The organism is Bifidobacterium animalis subsp. animalis ATCC 25527, assembly GCF_000260715.1.
In the GTDB taxonomy this organism is placed as follows: domain Bacteria; phylum Actinomycetota; class Actinomycetes; order Actinomycetales; family Bifidobacteriaceae; genus Bifidobacterium; species Bifidobacterium animalis.
Window position 1 is genome coordinate 269,314 of sequence record NC_017834.1, and the last position, 15,746, is coordinate 285,059.

The 15,746-nt window shown below is 62.2% G+C and carries 10 protein-coding genes and 1 other RNA gene; 9 read left to right on the top strand and 2 right to left on the bottom strand.

What is annotated here, in order from left to right:
• The 9 genes from ffs (at position 1) to BANAN_RS01170 (ending at position 14,043) form a co-directional block, all read left to right on the top strand.
• Positions 1 to 97: signal recognition particle sRNA small type (ffs, locus tag BANAN_RS08085), an RNA gene on the top strand.
• A gap of 38 nt (positions 98 to 135) precedes the next feature.
• A complete protein-coding gene (locus BANAN_RS01135; protein ID WP_014697156.1) occupies positions 136 to 1,302 on the top strand; it encodes a phosphatase PAP2 family protein in 1,167 nt (388 codons plus the stop codon).
• A gap of 459 nt (positions 1,303 to 1,761) precedes the next feature.
• Positions 1,762 to 4,722 (top strand): type I DNA topoisomerase, encoded by a 2,961-nt coding sequence (topA, locus tag BANAN_RS01140; RefSeq protein WP_014697157.1) that lies wholly within the window; start codon positions 1,762 to 1,764, stop codon positions 4,720 to 4,722.
• 351 nt (positions 4,723 to 5,073) lie between these two features.
• Complete coding sequence (gene tmk, locus BANAN_RS01145) at positions 5,074 to 5,694, top strand: dTMP kinase (protein ID WP_014697158.1); 621 nt, start codon at positions 5,074 to 5,076, stop codon at positions 5,692 to 5,694.
• A 5-nt stretch (positions 5,695 to 5,699) separates the two neighbouring features.
• The gene (locus tag BANAN_RS01150) at positions 5,700 to 6,992 is read left to right on the top strand and encodes a DNA polymerase III subunit delta' (RefSeq protein ID WP_014697159.1); all 1,293 of its coding nucleotides are present in this window, start codon (positions 5,700 to 5,702) and stop codon (positions 6,990 to 6,992) included.
• Positions 6,993 to 7,214: 222 nt separating this feature from the next.
• The gene (locus tag BANAN_RS01155) at positions 7,215 to 7,769 is read left to right on the top strand and encodes a YbhB/YbcL family Raf kinase inhibitor-like protein (protein ID WP_041777084.1); all 555 of its coding nucleotides are present in this window, start codon (positions 7,215 to 7,217) and stop codon (positions 7,767 to 7,769) included.
• Between the two features lie 567 nt (positions 7,770 to 8,336).
• Complete coding sequence (locus BANAN_RS01160; RefSeq protein ID WP_014697161.1) at positions 8,337 to 9,950, top strand: C69 family dipeptidase; 1,614 nt, start codon at positions 8,337 to 8,339, stop codon at positions 9,948 to 9,950.
• Positions 9,951 to 10,462: 512 nt separating this feature from the next.
• A complete protein-coding gene (locus tag BANAN_RS01165; RefSeq protein ID WP_014697162.1) occupies positions 10,463 to 12,088 on the top strand; it encodes a C69 family dipeptidase in 1,626 nt (541 codons plus the stop codon).
• A gap of 437 nt (positions 12,089 to 12,525) precedes the next feature.
• The gene (locus BANAN_RS01170; protein ID WP_014697163.1) at positions 12,526 to 14,043 is read left to right on the top strand and encodes a formate--tetrahydrofolate ligase; all 1,518 of its coding nucleotides are present in this window, start codon (positions 12,526 to 12,528) and stop codon (positions 14,041 to 14,043) included.
• A gap of 408 nt (positions 14,044 to 14,451) precedes the next feature.
• Here the strand turns inward: BANAN_RS01170 and BANAN_RS01175 are convergent, their stop codons facing one another.
• Both BANAN_RS01175 and BANAN_RS08095 read right to left on the bottom strand, forming a co-directional pair.
• Positions 14,452 to 14,862 carry a type II toxin-antitoxin system HicB family antitoxin gene (locus tag BANAN_RS01175; protein ID WP_014697164.1) on the bottom strand — a complete coding sequence of 137 codons (411 nt, stop codon included), beginning with the start codon at positions 14,860 to 14,862 and terminating at the stop codon, positions 14,452 to 14,454.
• Between the two features lie 26 nt (positions 14,863 to 14,888).
• Positions 14,889 to 15,008, bottom strand: a complete 120-nt coding sequence (locus BANAN_RS08095; protein ID WP_337442331.1) for a type II toxin-antitoxin system HicA family toxin — start codon at positions 15,006 to 15,008, stop codon at positions 14,889 to 14,891.
• Positions 15,009 to 15,746: the final 738 nt, after the last annotated feature.

Below are 15,746 nucleotides of genomic sequence, written 5' to 3' on the forward strand. Positions count from 1 at the left end.
CTTACGCCTCCGCGTGGCACTATGTCACCCAATCCCCCCAGGGCAGGAATGCAGCAAGGGTAAGTGGCCTCTGGTGGGTGCGCGGAGGTTTTTCATATCTGCTCACTGTTCAGTTCTGCACGTATCGTGAATAGCATGAGCGAGCACGACGAGACGAATACCAACGCACAATCTGCCCCCGCAGACGACACACAGTGGAGCGTGCTGCAGGAGCGCGTGGACGTACGCGCAGACAAACCGAATCAGGACCCGCGCATCGCCGCACAGATTGATGCCGCCCGCGCGCGTGGCTTCGTGCCGCTGTCCGAAAGCGAAAGCGAGCGCACGGCCAAGAATTCGCCGGAGGATCTGCAAGCCCAAATCGAAGCCGGGCTCACGCAGGTCGATCCGCTGATGATTCGCCCGCGCACCTCGAGCCGCATCCTGTGCGGGGTGCTCGCGCTCGTGTTCGCACTGCTCGCATTCGGCTCGTACTGGCTCGGCGTGCACACGCTCAAAGGCCAGGGCTACGAAGACCTCGTCATCGACAATTTCGCGAACTACACGCCGCAGTGGCTGCTCGAACATAATCTGGGACTCACCGATTCCGTGGTCGTGATCAGCGTGAGCATCGCGCTCGGTGCCATCGCCGTGTTCGTCGCGCTGTTGCGCCGCCGTTGGTGGCTCGCCGGCCAGCTCGCCGCATTCGCCGCCGTGAGTTTCGCCTGCGCGCGCGTGCTCAAACCGGCACTCCCTCGGCCACTGCTTATGCAGATTCATTCGTCCACCGCGAACTCCGCGCCCAGCGGACACACGATGCTCGCCATCACCGCCGGACTCATGCTCGTCTGCGCGGTGCCCCGGGCGTGGCGCGCCGCCTGCGCCCTGCTCGCCGCCGCCTATTCCATGCTCGTGGGCGTCTTTGTGATCGCAGACAAATGGCACCGCCCCTGCGACGTGCTCATGGCCGTGTTCCTTGTGGGCGCGCTCGCGATGCTCATGTTGCTGTTCACGCGCACGAGCGGCATGGACCGCCCCGGCAAGCGCGTCTCGTCCGCCAGCGTGCAGATTGCCTCGACCGTGCTCATCACGCTCGGCATCTGCGGTTTCGCCTACGCCGGCTATGTTATTTGGCAGATTTTCCCCGGACTCGAATACGGCGTCGCCTGGTCGACGGGCGGCGCGTGCATGTCCGCCGGCGTGCTCGTGATTGCGGTGAACGCGCTCGTCGTCGGCGCTGTGCTGGCCGTGCGTCAGCTCACCGCGTCGCCGCTCACGCGCCTGGGCCAGATCGGCGCCCCGCCTGCGCCTCCGCGCCGCTGATCCCCCTGCTACGGGCTACCAAAATCGTTACGGGCTAGCGTGCCCCTTATGGGCTAGGATTTTCTGTTACGGGCTAGGATTTTCCGGAGTGAAAACCATAATCTCCGCGAGGAAGAATCCGCAAAACCGCCATTTTTCAACGTTGTGGGGTCATATGATACCCAGTGGATTTTAGCCCGTAACAGGAAATCCTAGCCCGTAACAGTTACGCTGGCCCGTAACGGTCGGGTTAGCCCGTAATGGGAAACTTAGCCCGTAGCGGGTCGGGAAGTGCGGGGGAGAGAGTGGGGGAGGCTTCGTATTCCGTATAGTGTACGTGTATATCGTGTATATATGGCGGCGTGCTTCGAACAATGGGGCCATATGGGGCGCAATAGCTCGAAAACACGCTCCGCGCGCAAAAGTTGTGTGGAACGTGAGTAGTATGTGGACTCGTCAGGGAAAGTAAGGAGAGCGATCATGACCACCGGCAGCAAGCTCGTCATAGTGGAGTCTCCCGCCAAGGCGAAGAAGATCGGCGGGTATCTCGGAGACGGCTACACCGTTCTGGCTTCGGTGGGCCATATTCGCGACCTCGCACAGCCGAGCCAGGTTCCGGCGGACGAGAAGGCGAAGTTCGGCAAGTTCGGCGTGGATGTGAACGACGGGTTCAAGCCGTACTACATAGTCGGCCCGGAGAAGAAGAAAACCGTCTCCGAACTGCGGTCCGCACTGCGCAATGCCAGCGAACTCTACCTCGCCACCGATGAGGATCGCGAAGGCGAAGCGATTGCGTGGCATCTCGTGCAGACGCTCAAGCCGAAGGTGCCGGTCAAGCGCATGGTGTTCCACGAGATCACGCCGGAGGCGATCCGCACATCGCTCGACCACACGCGCGAAGTGGACAACAACATGGTGGACGCGCAGGAGACCCGCCGCGTGCTCGACCGCCTGTACGGCTATGAGCTGTCGCCGGTGCTGTGGCGCAAGGTGGGTCCGGGCCTCTCCGCCGGCCGAGTGCAGTCGGTGGCCACGCGTCTCATTGTGGAGCGCGAACGCGAGCGCATGGCGTTCGTGCGTGCGCCGTACTGGGATGTCGTGGCGACGTTGTGCGCTCCGGACGCGCTCGGCGAGATGACCGATTTCGAATCGCGCATGATCGCGCTCAATGGCACTCGTCTGGCTACGTCCAAGGATTTCAAGTCGGACGGCACGCTCACCGACGCCGCGCGCACGGATGGCGCGTTGCAGCTGGGTGAATCGCAGGCCGGCGAGCTTGCCGATGCGCTCGCCGACGCCCGCTTCCGCGTGATCTCGGTGGAGAAGAAGCCGTATCGCAGGCGCCCGCAACCGCCGTTCACCACGTCGACCATGCAGCAGGCCGCCGGCAACAGGCTCGGCATGAGCTCGCGGCAGACGATGCGCGCGGCCCAGAGTCTGTACGAGAACGGGTACATCACCTATATGCGCACCGATTCGGTGACGCTGTCGCATGAGGCCATCGAAGCCGCGCGCGAGAGCGTGGCGAAGAACTTCGGCGCACAGTACCTGCCCGAAAAGCCCAAGCAGTATGCGACGAAGACCGCGGGCGCGCAGGAGGCGCACGAGTGTATTCGCCCCGCCGGCTCGCACTTCCGCGATCCCTCGCAGCTCGCCACGTTGCCGCCCGATCAGCTCAAGCTGTACACGCTGATCTGGCAGCGCACGCTCGCCTCGCAGATGGCCGATGCCACCGGTTCCACCGCCACCGCGCGCTTTGCCGCATCTGCGGGCGGACTCGGCGAGGCGACGTTCCAGTCGTCGGGCACGGTGATCGAATTCCCCGGCTTCATGCGCGTGACCGGCGAGCGCGGCGGCTCGGGCAAGAAGGGCGAGGAGAGTGCGTCGCTGCCGCCGCTCGCCGAGGGTGCCGAATTGCCTGCGAAGAACGTGCTTGCAGACGGCCATGAGACGCAACCGCCGGCACGCTACACTGAGGCGTCGCTCGTGAAGACTCTGGAGGCCAAGGAGATCGGCCGTCCGTCGACGTACGCGAGCATCATCTCGACGATCATCGACCGCGGGTATGTGTACGAGCGCGGGCGCGCGCTAATCCCCAGCTGGCTCGCCTTCGCCGTGACCAAGCTGCTCGAGACGAAGTTCCCCAAGTACGTGGACTACCAGTTCACCGCCGATATGGAGAACGGTCTCGACCAGATCGCGCATGGCAACGAGACCGGCCGCGAATGGCTCACCCAGTTCTACTTCGGTTCGGGTGCGGATTCCGCGCGCTCGGCCGACGAGGCTCATGAGGGACTGCAACGCCAGGTCGCGCAGCTCGGCGAGATCGACGCCCGTGAGATCAACACGATTCCGATCGGCGACGGCATCCATGTGCGCGTGGGGCGCTATGGCCCGTATTTGGAAGACACGAAGGACCTGGACGCCGAGGGCAATCCGAAGCGCGCCTCAATCCCCGACACCGTCGCGCCCGACGAACTCACGGTGGGCGAGGCACGCAAGCTCATCGCCAGCAATGCGGGCGGTCCGCGCGTGCTGGGCACCGATCCGGCCACCGGAGGCACCGTCGAGGTGCGCAATGGCAGATTCGGCCCATATGTGGCGTTGGTGGCGCCGGAATCTGCGAATGAGACTGCTGCGGCCGGCAAGAAGAAGACCGCAGAGCCGAAGCCGAAGATGGCGTCGCTGTTCAAGAGCATGAAACCGGAGACGGTCACGCTCGACGACGCGCTGCGTTTGCTGAGCCTGCCACGCACCGTGTGCACGTATGACGAGGTGGATGCGAAGACCGGTGAGACGGTCTCGGTCACGATCAGCGCGAGCAACGGCCGCTACGGCCCGTACCTGACGAAGACGCGCGCGGACGGCGGCGCTTCGGAAACGCGCTCGCTCGAGTCTGAAGACGCGATCTTCACCGTTGACGAGGCCCATGCGCAGGCATTGTTCGCGCAGCCGAAGTACGGCCGTGGGCGCGGTGCCACGAAGCCGCCGCTGCGCACGCTCGGGCCCGACCCGGAGTCGAAGCGCGAGGTGAGCATCAAGGAAGGATTCTACGGCGCGTATATCACCGACGGCGAGACGAACCGCTCGCTGCCCAAGCAGTACGATCCGAAGACCATCTCCGCCGAGGACGCGTTCCGCCTGCTCGCCGAGAAGCGTGCCGCCGGCCCGACCAAGAAGCGGGGCCGCAAGGGGAAGGCCAGCGCGAAATCCAGCGCGAAAGGCACAGCGAAGGGCAGGAAGGCCACGCCGAAGAAGTCCGCCACCGAGATGGCCCGCGACAAGCGCCGCGAGCAGGTGCGCGAACTGGCGGCCAAGGGCTGGGCGAACACGCGCATCGCGAAGGAGATCGGCTCCTCGGCCTCCACGGTGAAGGCCGACGTCGAGTATTTGGAGGCGAACGAAGGCTTCACCCGCCCGCCGGTCGTCCCCGCCAAGTAGCCGGATATGCAACTCTGTCCCATAAGGGAAACTCCTAGCCCGTAACGGGAACGCCAGCCCGTTACGGGCTAAGTTATCCCTTACGGGCTAAGTTATTTCTTACGGGCTAAGATTTCCTGTTACGGGCTACGGCCGTAGCCCGTATGCAGGATACAGATTGTTGAAAAATGGCGGTTTTATGCAGCCGATACAGGGTACCCTACTCATTTTCCCTAGCCCGTAACAGGAATTGCTAGCCCGTAAGCAAAAGTCTGGCCTGTAAGGGTTGTGGTAGCCCGTAAAGGATACTCTGGCCCGTAGCAGGTATCAGCTCCGTAGCAGGCACAGATAAGTATCAGATAAGGAGAGGCGATGGGCGCAGGACTGTTCATTTCGTTCGAAGGTGTGGACGGCGCCGGCAAGACGACGCAGGTGAATCTGCTCGCAGACCACCTGCGCACGCTCGGCCGCGAGGTGGTCGTCACGCGCGAGCCGGGTGGCACCGCGCTCGGCACGCAGATCCGCGCCATGCTGCTCACCGCGAATCCCGACGAGGAGATCTCCTCGCGCACCGAGGCGTTGCTGTTCGCCGCCGACCGCGCCCAGCACGTGAGCGAAGTCATCCGCCCGGCGCTCGAGCGCGGCGCCATCGTCATCACCGACCGTTACCTTGACTCCTCGCTCGCCTACCAGTCCGGCGGCCGCGAGCTCACTGCCGACGACATCGGGACTCTAAGCATGTGGGCCACGAACAATCTGCTGCCCGCGCGCACCTACTTGCTCGACATCGACCCGCGCGCCTCGCACACGCGCCTCGAGCACGCCGAAGACCGCATGGAATCCGCCGGCGACGACTTCCAGCAGCGCACGCGCACGGCGTTCCTCGAGCTCGCGGCCGCGCAGCCGCAGCGCTTCCGCGTGATCGACGCGCAGCAGTCCGTGGAGAAAATCGCCGGATTGATTTGCGACGACGTCGCGAATCTGCTTGAGTAACACCTATGAGTGTGTGGGATGCAATCGTAGGGCAGCCGAAGGTTGTCGAGGAACTCAGGCGCGTCGCCGAGGGTGACGGGCGCGGCGTGGCGCAGTCGTGGCTGATCTGCGGGCCGGCCGGCTCGGGCACCATGCAGGTCGCGCGCGCGTTCGCCGCCGCGCTGGAGAGCCCCGACCACGGCGAGGGCGAGCTGCCGACGAAGATCACCTCGCAGATTCTCGCAGACCGCTTCCCCGACGTCGTCACACTCTCCACCGACAAGGTGACGATCGGCATCGACGAAGTGCGCGATCTGGTCACGCTCAGCGAGCAGATGCCGAGCACCGCGCCTTGGCGAATCATCACCATCGAGAACACCGAACGTATGCTCGAGCGCACGACGAACGTGCTGCTCAAGGAGATCGAGGAGCCTTCCGCGCACACGATCTGGCTGCTGTGTGCGCCGAGCGCGCAGGATGTGCTGCCCACGATCCGTTCGCGCACGCGGCTCGTCACACTTGGCGTGCCCGTGGCCGACGAGATCGCGACCTGGCTGGAACGCGAGGTGCGCGTGCTCGAAGACCCGATGAAGCGCGAGCGCGCGCGGGCGAAGGCGAGCGGCGGCCGGGCGGATGCGAAGGCGGCGCGCGCCGGGAAATCTGCGAAGGCGCCCAAGACGGCTCCCACTCCCGAACCGTGCCCAGTTTCACGTGAAACGGCAGTGCGCATTGCGCGGCTGTGCGAGGGGAATCTCGACATCGCGCGGCTCTACGCGCAATACCCGAGCGTGCTGCGGGAGCGCGACCGGCTTGTGAACAATGTGCTGAAGATGACCCGCGCATCGCAGGCGGTCATCTTCGCGGGCGAACTGTATGGGTCCGCGCAGGAGCAGGCGAACGAACGCGCTGAGCAGGCGGCTGGGGAGCGGCAGGCGGAATTCCGCAAACTCAACGGACTCGCGCCCGACGAGATGGTGCCTGCCGATCTTCGCCGCGCATACACCGCGCTCGCCAAAAAAGACGACATCAAGCGGCACGCCACGCGCATGACCCGCGATGTGCTCGACCGCGCGTTCACCACGATCGCCAGCATCTACCGCGACGTCGCCGTGTTCCAGAACGATGCCGAGGGGTCGGTGGGACTCATCAACATCGAGAACCGCGACGTCATAGCCGAGCTCTCCGCACAGCTCACCCGCGAGCAGACCCTCGCACGCATGGACGCCATCTCCACTGCACGCCGGCGCATCGCGGGCAATGGCAACGCGTTGCTTGACATCGAGGCGCTGTTCTGCGCGCTGCTGCCCGAACGTCGCTAGCGTACTGCGTTATGGGAATGGCATGTTGTTCGGAGTCTTCCGATCAACAAGCCACTATGCCACCCTAAAATGGCATAACATTCAGAGGGTCCCGTGGAAACCGCCAATCTGTAATCTGGAAATGGCAGTTTACGCGGAAATGTCTGCGCAAACTGCCGTTCAATGTGCGTGCTCGGCGTGAACACGAAACGCGAGGGCAACACTGTGCGCGATACTGGAATCATGTTAGTTTCCGCAGATTTCAACACAATCCCCGAGCAGTATGCCAAGAACGCGCCCGAAGATGCCCGCGTCGACGGCGTGCCCTGCGTCTCGCTCCCGTTCTATATCGACCATCTCAACCCGGCTGCCAAGTATTTGCACTGGGAATTCAGCGACCCGGATTCCATTCCGGTGTGCGGATTCGAATGGATACACTGGACCATGGCGAATCTGCCGGTCGCCGCGCTCATGTTCGACCCGTCCGACGCGCACGCCTTGCAGATTCCGCCGGACTTCTCGCGCCGCGTCACCGCGATGATCCCGGAGGCCGTGCAGGGCCGCAATTCGCAAGCGTCGCCGCTGTACGGGCAGGATCAGCAGAATCTGCAGCTCGTCGCGCACTACACCGGACCGCAGCCGCCGGACAAGGACCACGGCTACGTACTGCAGATCTGGGGCACCACCTCGCCGATCGAAGGCCTGAAGCTCGGCTTCTGGCTCAACGAGATGCTCCACGGCCTCGAGCATTCGCAGGTCGTCGACGGCGGCGGCATCACGCTGATCGGCAAGTGCTGAGCTCTGCCTCGCGGTCCGTTTTTCGGAAGCATCCGTGCGTTATGCCGCAGTGAGGTTCGTCTGCGGTCTGTTTTGCGGAGTCTTCCGTATGCTGTGCCGCGGTGGGTCAGTTTCTTGGTCGTTCTTTCGGAAGCTTCCGTGTAACGGTACGCGGGAGCGGCATTCCGCGGTCCGTTTTTCGGATGCTTCCGTATGACTGGCCGCAGATTAGCTGATTGGCGGTCCGTCTTACGGATGCTTCCGTATGCCAGGCCATGGGGAGTCAATCTGTGGCGTATCTTCCGGAACCTTCCGCGTAACAGACCGCGAGGAGGGCAATCTGCGGCATATCTTACGGAAGCTTCCGTAAAACGGGACGCAGATATGTCGTGCAGTGGTTCGTTTCACGGAGTCTTCCATATAACAGGCCGCGAATGGGGCGATCTGCAAACCACATCGGCGCCCGCATATTCGCCCACATATCCACCTATGGAATAATTGGCCGCCCAGCGCTGCCGGTGCGCGGCAAAGCGCGGTAGAACACTAAAGGAGCGAAGAGAAACCAATTCGTGAAATCGAGGGAGCAAAATGGCATGCACTACAATTCTGGTGGGCCGCGGCGCGAGCTATGACGGGTCGACGATCATCGCGCGCAATGAAGACGACGAGCCCGGCTCGTTCAACAACAAGAAGCTCATCATCGTGCGGCCCGAAGACCAGCCGCGCACCTACACGAGCGTGAACGGTCACCTGACGATCGAGCTGCCCGACAATCCGCTGCAGTATTCCGAGACCCCGAATTCGTTCACGAGCGCCGGCGTGTGGGGCGAGGCCGGCATCAACGAGGCGAACGTGGCGATGACCGCGACCGAAACGATCACGTCGAACGCGCGCGTGCTCGGCGCAGATCCGCTCGTGCCATACACGCCGGCGATCGGCAAGCCCGGCGACGCGAACTATGTGCCCGCGGTGGCCGGCGGCATTGGCGAGGAGGATCTCGTCACGATCGTGCTGCCGTACATTCACACCGCTCGCGAGGGCGTGGAGCGCCTGGGTTCGCTGCTCGAGGAATACGGCACGTACGAAAGCAACGGCATCGGGTTCGCGGATTCGCACGAGGTGTGGTGGATCGAGACGGTGGGCGGGCATCATTGGATCGCGCGCCGCGTGCCCGATGACTGCTACGTGGTGAATCCGAACCGCCTGGGCATCGACGAGTTCGATTTCGAAGATGCGTTCGGCGAGCAGCGCGACTACATGTGCTCCGCCGATCTGCGCGAATTCATGCGCATGCATCACCTCGACGTCGACTACGCGCTCGAAGGCCAGTTCGACCCGCGCGACGCCTTCGGCTCGCATTCCGACATGGACCATGTGTACAACACGCCGCGCGCGTGGATGATCGAGCGCTACTTCAATCCGCTCGACGAGACGTGGGAGGGCCCGGACGCCGACCTCACGCCATCCAGCGACGACATTCCGTGGTGCCGCCAGCCCGACCACAAGATCACAATCGAAGACATCGACTACGCGCTCGCCATGCACTACCAGGGCACGAAGTTCGACCCGTACGGCAAGCTCGGCACCGAGGCGACCCGTCACCTGTATCGTCCTGCCGGCATCAACCGCACCTGCGAGCGCTCGATCATGCAGATTCGCCCGTACGCCCCGCAGGCCGACCGCGCGATTCACTGGATCACGTTCGCCGCCACGCCGTTCAACGCCACCGTGCCGTTCTTCGCGAACGTCGACGCGATGCCGGATTACGTGAGCAACACGACGCCGGAGGTCACGCTCGACAGTTATTACTGGGCGAGCAGATTCCTCGCCGTGCTCGGTGACTCGGACTACTCGGGCACCGCCGAGCCAATCGCCCACTACAAGCAGACCGTCGCCGCGCTTGGGCATCAGATGGTGTTCGCCACCGACGAGCAGCTCGCCCGTCTCGGCGGCAAAGACACGCGCGCCGCTGCCGCCCGCGAACGCGAGGATGAGGAGGAGTCGCTGCCTGCCGACGTGGAGCCGATGAAGCCCGCAGACGTGGTGAAGGCCACCCGCAATGAGAAGACCCGCGAGGTGCTGGCCGCCGCCAACGAGAACATGGCCAAGCAGCTCAAGGCCCAGACCCAGACGATTCTCGCCCAGTGCCTGCAGGCCACGAGCGTGAACATGAAGGACGCCTTCAGCATGGCCGACTTCTAATCTCCCATATGGCGTATGCGTTCCCTCCATTGGGGTCGCGTCGCTGTTCATATGCAAGTGGGGCATGCGATCTCTGACCGCATGCCCCACTTTTCCGTCACAGGTTCTGCGACGGGTTCTGTTACGTGCTCCGTTACAGGCTAGGGTACTTCTTACGGGCTAGTTTTGTGCTTACGGGCTAGGATTTCCTGTTACGGGCTAAGGCGAATCCCCGGATTCCGGAGTATTCGTGACGCAAAACCGCCATTTTCCAATGCCTTGATTTGGGATTTGGGACTTTTGCCCTAGCCCGTAACAGGAAATCCTAGCCCGTAACGGAAATCCTGGCCCGTAAGAGGTTTGTTGGCCCGTAAGCACTATGCATGCCATGCCATGCATAAGCAGGAAACGCTCTGCCGCAGCGCACAATCTCAGCATATGAACTTCGCATATCGCATCATGGGTGGCGCATGTGTGGAGAATCTGTAAACTTCTACAATGTTCGAAAAACAACAGACGAGCTGAGGAGAATCATGAGCTGCACCACACTGCTAGTAGGCAGAGACGCGAGTTACGACGGGTCGACGATCATCGCGCGCAATGAAGACAGCTGCAACGGCGAATTCGACCCGAAGCAGTTCATCATTGTGAAGCCGCAGGACCAGCCGCGCACCTACCGCGCGGTGATCTCGCATGTGCAGATCGAGCTGCCCGACGACCCGCTGCAGTATTCGAGTGTGCCGAACGCGGACCGCAAGCAGGGAATCTGGGGCGAGGCCGGCGTGAATGAAGCGAACGTGGCGATGAGCGCCACCGAGACGCTCACGACGAACGAGCGCGTGCTCGGTGCCGACCCGCTCGTCGAGTATGTGCCAGCGCAAGGCAAGCCGGGCGACGCGGACTACGAGCCGGAGATCGCCGGCGGCATTGGCGAGGAGGACTTCCTCACCATCGTGCTGCCGTATGTCAAGACCGCGCGCGAGGGCGTCGCTCGCCTGGGTGCGCTGCTCGAGGAGTATGGCACGTACGAGATGAACGGTGTGGCGTTCAGCGATGCGAACGAGATCTGGTGGCTCGAGACCGTAGGTGGCCACCACTGGATCGCGCGCCGCGTGCCGGATGACTGCTATGTGACGATGCCGAATCAGCTCGGCATTGACGAGTTCGACATCGAAGACGGCACCGGCGAGCAGGTCAACTACATGTGCAGTGCCGATCTGCTCGACTTCATTGAGGAGAATCATCTCGATCTCGCGGTGGAGGGGTCCACGCCGTTCTCGCCGCGCGACGCGTTCGGCTCGCACTCCGACTCCGACCATGTGTACAACACGCCGCGCGCGTGGTATATGCAGCGCTATTTCAATCCGCTCGACGAGGTGTGGGACGGTCCGGATGCCGACCACAAGCCGGATTCCGACGACATTCCGTGGTGCCGCCAGCCCGACCGCAAGATCTCGATGGAAGATGTGAAGTACATTCTGAGCTCGCACTACCAGGAGACCCCGTTCGACCCGTATGGCTCGCGTGGTGACACGGCGTCGCGCACGCGCTTCCGCCCGATCGGCATCAACCGCACGAATCATCTGGCCGTCATGCAGATTCGCCCGTACCGCCCGCAGGTCAACCGCGCGGTGCAGTGGCTTGCCTATGGTTCGAATCCGTTCAACGCGATGGTCCCGTTCTTCCCGAACGTGGACGACACCCCGGCCTATCTGCGCGACACGACCACGCGCGTGACCTCGGAGAACTTCTACTGGGCGAACCGGCTGATCGGCGTGCTGTGTGACGCGCAGTTCGCCGAGACCGCGAACGCCGTGGAGACCTACCAGCAGAAAGTCGGCGCGCTCGGTCATGCCATGGTGCGTGCCGCCGATGAGCAGGTGAACCGCTTGGGTGGCGCCGCCGTGCTCGAGGCCGCGTCCCGTGAGCGCGAGGCCGATGCCGAATTCGTCGAAGACGAGCTCGTGGAAGACGTGCAGCCGATGAGCCCAGACGAGATCATCGCCGCCGTGCGCAACCCGGAGGTACGCGAGGTGCTGGCCACGGCGAACGACGATTTGGCGCGCAAACTCAAGAAGGAGACCGAGAAGCTGCTCGACTCCGCGCTGTTCACGTCGAGCCTCGCGATGAAGAACCACTTCGCGATGTCCGACAACTGATTCACACCTGCAGTCCTCCCTCCCGCTCCCCTCCCAACCCCACGACAGTCGTGGGGTTGGGAGGCGAGCGGCCCCGGAGAATGCTTTGGTGTGGCGTTTCCCGCTTTGGTGTGACGGTGCCACTTAGAGACCCGAACTGCGAATGGCGGAATTCCGCCATTTTGGAATGAGGGCAGCTCAGCCGACCGTCACACCAAAGCAGATTCATGCACAAGGGGAGAATACGATTCATGCAGATTGCTGAGTAGAACTCATGCAAATTGCCGAGTATGACTCGTGCAGATTGCCGAGTACAGAATATAGGAGGGAGCCGCAATGCCCATGATCAGGCCCGTTCTCGAGGCTGCGCCGCGTTCGCACAGTGACACGCTCGCCTCGTGCGCCATGCCGTGCTGATATGTTGAAAGGGCAGCAAATCCCGCGGAAAGGAACGTGTAGTGACGCTCATCGAGAACTTCACCAAGCCTTACGGATTGGTAGACAAGATCGACGCTTTCGGTTACCTCGACTCCCTGAAGAACAACCCCGACGCACCGCGTAAGCAGGGCAAGGTGGTGCTTGTGACGGCGGACACCCCGCTCAAGGCATCGCGCGGCGAGGGCAAGACCACCACGACAATCGCGCTCATCGACGCGCTCAACGAACGTGGCATCGATGCGGCCGCCGTTCTTCGCCAGCCGAGCATGGGCATCACCGCAGCCGGTTCGAAGGGCGGTGCCTCCGGCGGCGGCAAGGCGTCGCTCACGCATCCCGAGCTCATCGACTGGGGTCTGTGCGGCGAGATGGGGTCGATCGAGGCCGCGCAGAATCTGCTCGTCTCCTTCGCCGAGAAGGCTATTGACGACGGCCTGCTCGACACGGTGCTCGTGCCGCGCGTCTCCGAAGTGCCGTCGCGCTCGCTGCGCCAGATTGCCGTGGACCGCGGCAAGGGCAATGTTCCCGAGCGCGTGGTGCTCACACCGACCTGCGAGCTCATGCAGATCGTCGTGCTGTCGCGCTCGATGGACGAGATCGCAGACCGTGTGGCGCATATGATCGCCGGCACGAAGGACGGCAAGCCCGTGATCTTCGGCGAATTCATTGACTTGTGGCGCATCACGAACATGCTCACCGACGCCGTGAAGCCGGCGAAAACCGAGACCGTGAACGGCTCGCCGGTGTATGTGCACGGCGGCCCGTTCGCGAACGTTTCCATTGGCATTCCTACGCTTGTTTCCGTTGAGATGGCGTGCGCGCTGCACGACGTGGTGATCGTCGAGGCCGGCTACGGCGCCGACGCCGGCGCGCAGAAGTGGCTTGACATCGCATGCCGTGAATACGGCGCGCAGTGGCCGAGTGCCGCGGTTGTGGTGACTCGCGCGACCACTTGGCGCGACGATCCTGCCCTGCAGTGGCGCTACCCGTTCCATGTCGATCGCTTGGAGAAGCTCGGCATTCCCACCTTCCCGCTCATCAACCTGTGGGAGGGCGAGGATGACCAGATTCCCGCCCTGCGCGAGACTGCGGAGGAACTTGGCTTCCGTGACCCGATTGTGGGCAATCTGTTCCGCGATGGCGGCGAGGCGCTCGCACCGCAGCTCGATGCGTTCGTCGAGGCCGTTTCCGACGAGGCGCTGCCCGAGCAGCCGAAGAGCTTCAAGGGCGAGTCGTTGCGCGAGAAGATCGAGTTCGTGTGTGGCAATGCGTACGGTGTGCCGGCCGACCGTGTGGTCGACAAGGCCGGTTTCGCCGAGTCCGAGGCCGAGGCGGAGCGCCTGTGCGCCGACGCCGGCATCGACTTCGCCGATCTCGCCTTGGTGGCTGTGAAGTCGCCGGCCACGATGACCGACAACGACGCCGCCCCCGCCGACGAGCGCACCGTGACGCTCAAGAAGGTCGAGGCGCATTCGGGTGCCGGCCTCGTGCAGGTGAACCTGACCACGAGCCTGACCACCCCGATGCCGAAGATCGTCTGATCTGTTCTGGCCTTCAGCGTCTGAGGGGTCGCCCGTAATGGGTGGCCCCTCAGACATTTGGCCGCCTTCATCCCTGTTCTCCCGGCCCGCACGCCTCCATTAGCCCCGTCGTCTCTCTTACGGGATGTCATTATCTGTTACGGGCTAACGCTTGGCTTACGGGCCATCATCACCCTTACGGGCTAGCCTTTTCTGCTACGGGCTAGCAGATTTCTCCCGGTTTTTGTGATTTGCCGCCTCCCGCTGATTTGCTGGAGTCTGGGAAACGGCTATTTTCCAACGTTTCTTGTTTTCATTGCCGCCGTGGCTACTCGGTTGATCTTAGCCCGTAACCGAAAATCCTAGCCCGTAAGCGCCTTGCTAGCCCGTAAAAAATAATGGGCTATCCGTAAGAGAGGCAGAGGGGTGCTATGCTTTCGCCGTTGCGCGCTTGTACTCGGATTCCAAAGCATTGCGCAGCGTGTGCGAATAGTTCACGCCTGCCTTCGATGCCCAGGTGTCGAGCCATGCGGGAATGGTTACGTTCTTTCGCACGGCCCGGTTGCCGTATCGCTCGGCGTATGCGTCCATATCGAGCAGAATGAGTGTGGTGAGATCCTTGGAATCATTGGTGTGTACCTGGTGGAGCGGTGTCGCTTCGGGCGCTGGTTTGCCGTCTTCAAGCTCGGTGAGCACCCACCCGCTAGCTGCGTCGATGGCCATGGCAAGCGCTTCGTCGAGTGTGTTGCCGAAGGTGACGAGCCCCGGTAGATCGGGCGCGGTGACTGTATAGCCGCCTTCTTCTTCCGGTTCCAAGACGATGGGGTATGTAAACTTCACTTTATTTTCTCTCCTTGAATGCCTGCTTATTTCCAGATTGCGCGCACGGTGCCGGGAGGTAGATCGCCGGCATGGGTGGGCACAGTCACTTTCCCGCTTTTGGCGGGGTGAACGTACTGTCGGTGACTTCCCACCTGTGTTTTCACGCGCCAGCCATCCCTAAGTAAGGTACGTTCGACCTCCTTGAATCGCAGTCTCTGATTATACGCATAATGCGCATGGTAGTGTAGTCGGCGTTTCTGTGATCATGTTGATCTATGCTGCTACGGGATGTCATTAGCCGCTGCATAATCACTGCAGATGCCGCTGTCGCTAGATATTGCTGTCGCTTACAGGACGACCTTTCTGTTACGGGCTACTCAAACCCTTACGGGCTAGGATTTTCTGTTACGGGCTATTGGGGTTCAGATATACATGTGCGGAATTGTTCGTGAACTGACTGTTTGTGTTCTTGTTGTCGTGCCACATGGTTGCTTTTGGGAGATTTTGGGCGATCTGTGTTCCGCATTTGGGGAAGAACCCTAGCCCGTAACAAAAAAATATACCCGTAACGGGAAGGTTAGCCCGTAACGGGGAGGTGGATCGTGGTGGGGAGGACGGAATTAGGGGTTGTGTCTAATGGGTTTGAGCAGGTTGAAGGTGGGTGTTGGAGAGGTGGGCAGGTTTGTGGGAATTGTATAGGGGGTAAGGGGGAAGAGGGGTCGGGTGGATGGAGACAGGTGGGGTGAGGGTGTTCATATGGTGGATAGCGGATTTAGATACTTGGTTATTCGAAAACGCTTGATTTGCTTAGGGAAATGATTAGGCAAGTGTTTGGATTAGGCGCTTCATGTTGCAGAAATTGTGAAAATAGCATATGATTTGTTGCGGAGTCAACTCAGATT

Bases quoted from the DNA above. Each gene is read 5' to 3' on its own strand.
- BANAN_RS01135 (WP_014697156.1), top strand. From the start codon at position 136: ATGAGCGAGCACGACGAGACGAATACCAACGCACAATCTGCCCCCGCA.
- topA (WP_014697157.1), top strand. From the start codon at position 1,762: ATGACCACCGGCAGCAAGCTCGTCATAGTGGAGTCTCCCGCCAAGGCG.
- tmk (WP_014697158.1), top strand. From the start codon at position 5,074: ATGGGCGCAGGACTGTTCATTTCGTTCGAAGGTGTGGACGGCGCCGGC.
- BANAN_RS01150 (WP_014697159.1), top strand. From the start codon at position 5,700: ATGAGTGTGTGGGATGCAATCGTAGGGCAGCCGAAGGTTGTCGAGGAA.
- BANAN_RS01155 (WP_041777084.1), top strand. From the start codon at position 7,215: ATGTTAGTTTCCGCAGATTTCAACACAATCCCCGAGCAGTATGCCAAG.
- BANAN_RS01160 (WP_014697161.1), top strand. From the start codon at position 8,337: ATGGCATGCACTACAATTCTGGTGGGCCGCGGCGCGAGCTATGACGGG.
- BANAN_RS01165 (WP_014697162.1), top strand. From the start codon at position 10,463: ATGAGCTGCACCACACTGCTAGTAGGCAGAGACGCGAGTTACGACGGG.